The organism is Hominisplanchenecus murintestinalis (assembly GCF_943193015.1).
Classification (GTDB): domain Bacteria; phylum Bacillota; class Clostridia; order Lachnospirales; family Lachnospiraceae; genus Hominisplanchenecus_A; species Hominisplanchenecus_A murintestinalis.
Map to the genome: position 1 here is coordinate 1 of NZ_CALPCM010000102.1, position 2,315 is coordinate 2,315.

General features: G+C 46.1%; 5 protein-coding genes. All 5 read left to right on the forward strand.

What is annotated here, in order from left to right; translation table 11 throughout:
- Nucleotides 1-513: 513 nt before the first annotated feature.
- Entirely contained in the window at nt 514-834 is a 321-nt protein-coding gene (locus tag NFR99_RS15075; RefSeq protein WP_465221068.1) for a hypothetical protein, read from the forward strand.
- Nucleotides 797-949 carry a sigma factor-like helix-turn-helix DNA-binding protein gene (locus NFR99_RS15695; RefSeq protein WP_465221069.1) on the forward strand — a complete coding sequence of 51 codons (153 nt, stop codon included), beginning with the start codon at nt 797-799 and terminating at the stop codon, nt 947-949. Before NFR99_RS15075 ends, NFR99_RS15695 begins: the two co-directional genes overlap by 38 nt.
- Before the next feature lie 98 nt (nt 950-1,047).
- Nucleotides 1,048-1,476 carry an RNA polymerase sigma factor gene (locus tag NFR99_RS15080; RefSeq protein ID WP_054338242.1) on the forward strand — a complete coding sequence of 143 codons (429 nt, stop codon included), beginning with the start codon at nt 1,048-1,050 and terminating at the stop codon, nt 1,474-1,476.
- Nucleotides 1,477-1,561: 85 nt separating this feature from the next.
- A complete protein-coding gene (locus NFR99_RS15085) occupies nt 1,562-2,035 on the forward strand; it encodes an RNA polymerase sigma factor (RefSeq protein ID WP_129182097.1) in 474 nt (157 codons plus the stop codon).
- A 75-nt stretch (nt 2,036-2,110) separates the two neighbouring features.
- On the forward strand, nt 2,111-2,315 hold a 205-nt coding region (locus tag NFR99_RS15090), incomplete at its 3' end, for a terminase small subunit (protein ID WP_251354062.1).

Sequence of the window (2,315 nt, forward strand, 5' to 3'; positions counted from 1 at the left end):
CTCTGCCAGTCCTTTTTTGTGACTGGCAGGCTAAAATTTTTATTTTTTTAATTGTCTACTTGACAGGGAGCGGTTCACAATCACCGTTTGTCGGCTCTTTCCTTTTTACACAGGCAGGACAAGTCCACCTAATAAAAAAACGATGTGCGGGTGGGCTGATTTGTTATGCTTGAATTACCCTCCGACTTCGCTTTTGAAGTTTGGAGGGATTTCTTTTGCCTGCAAGCGGCTTTCATCTGTATTTACATATACCCTACCGAGGATGGACGGATAACCTGTTAAAAAAATCCTTGTCGCCACATGGGGGCTTCCTGCCCTACAAGTAGAAGTAAAATCTCTACATAATAGAAATAAATTCTCCTTAAACCGTAAAGGTGTGACAGCCCTTACGGTTTTTCTTTTGTCGTTTTTTGCAGGAATATGCCGTATGGCTGTTTCTGTCGTAGGCTGCCGTTCCCCGCCTTTCAATCTGGATTTGAACGATTTTCAAAATTCAGATTGGAGGTGTCTACGGTGAAATACGCACCGAGAAAGGTATATCTCAAAGAGAATGGCGGCTATGTGGAGCTGTCCTACACGGATTTTTGCCGCCGCAGAGAAGCAGACCATACATATTCGGACAAGCTCTTTATCCCCGTGCAGGGCTGTCTGATTGAGGTTGTGCGGGAACAGTACACGGACTTCTATCGGGATAAAGAGCGGTGGCGTTATCTTCAGAAACTGGATGCGAAGAACAGCCTGCTTTCATTAGATGGATTTGTCGATAGCGAGGGCAACGCTCTGGACTTTATTGCCGATGAAACGGCGGGCGTTGATACGGGCAATCTTCTTTGACGGTGTTTCCACTAAAGAGATTGCAAAGATGGAAAATGTTGACCAGAGTACGGTAAACAGACACAAGCTCAAAATTCTGGCAAAGCTCAGAAAAATAATGGAAAGCAGATTTTAAGTGCAAAGCCCCTTTGATTTTTCCTTTGGAAAATCGAGGGGGATTTCTTACTGCCCTCTCAATCTTGGATTTATGAAATCCCGATTGGAGGAAAAGAAATGGCATATAACCACGGACGGGAGGAGCGCAAATGGCGTATCTGGAAAGAAGCGGAGGAAAGGATTTTACGGAAATGTGGTGTTGACGAGGATACCATTGAGAAAATCCGTATTTACGACAGGGCGGATTTTAATGCCGCCAGACGGTTCTACCGCTATCTGAATGATGTCGGGGAATACCTTGAGGGAATGGCGGACAGGGAGAAACAAACGGAGGTTAGGACGGTGGCTGATTTACTGGACGAGATTGAAAATGAAAATCTGTACCTCGCATTAGTCACGGTAGACAGGCGCACTCTGAAAATCGCTCTCCTAAAAATGCAGGGCTATTCCACAAAGGAGATTGCCCCGATTGTCGGTCTGACAACGGGGGCTGTCTACGCAAGGATGGGACACCTGCGGAAAAAGCTGAAAGCCTTTAAGCGGTAAGGGAAGAAAAATACATTCACCTGCGGGCTATGGGGTGAGAGGTCAAAAACCTTTCGCCCTATTTTTTCGCAGGAGGAAAAACATAATGGCATACCGAGTTAAAACATATACGCTTCGGGAGGAAGCGGCGGAAAACGGCACAAGGTATTTTATCAGCTTTAAGGACGGGCAAGGCGGCTATCACGAATTAGAGGTATCCGAACAATTCTTTACTGAGTTTCGGCAGATGGAACGCAGAAACCGTAATCTGCTGCAATCGGATGAACGCCACAAAGAATTTTTCGAGCTTTCCGATGAAGCCCTTAACAAAAGGGCAAGGGTTACGCCGAAAGGCGTTGACGAGCTGATTATCGAGCAGGAACGCTCCGAACTGCTCCACCGTATCATTGCCGCTCTGCCAGAGATACAAAGGCGGCGTTTCCTGCTCTATTACGAGTACGATTTCAATTACTATGATATTGCTGCAATGGAGCATTGCACGGCACAGGCGGTTAGGCGGTCTGTCGTTCTTGCCAGAGAAAAGATAAAGGTGCAGATGAAAAAATATCTCTGCCCCTAACAGTTTGATAACGCTCTTGTATCTTTAGATATGGGGGCGTTTCTCTGATATGTTCTCTAATGGAATTTAGCAGATGTGATTGATACAGAGAATGCAAAAATAAAGAGCGGGGCAAAGGAGGAGGATCTTGCCTGCATCCAGGCGGTCAAAATCAAGCCGAACGAATGGGGCACGGAAAGGGAAGTAAAGCTGTGCGACAAGAAGTCGGCACTGGAGCTTCTGGGAAAACATCTGGGAATGTTTAAGGATAACCTGAGTTTGACGGTGGATACATCCGAAA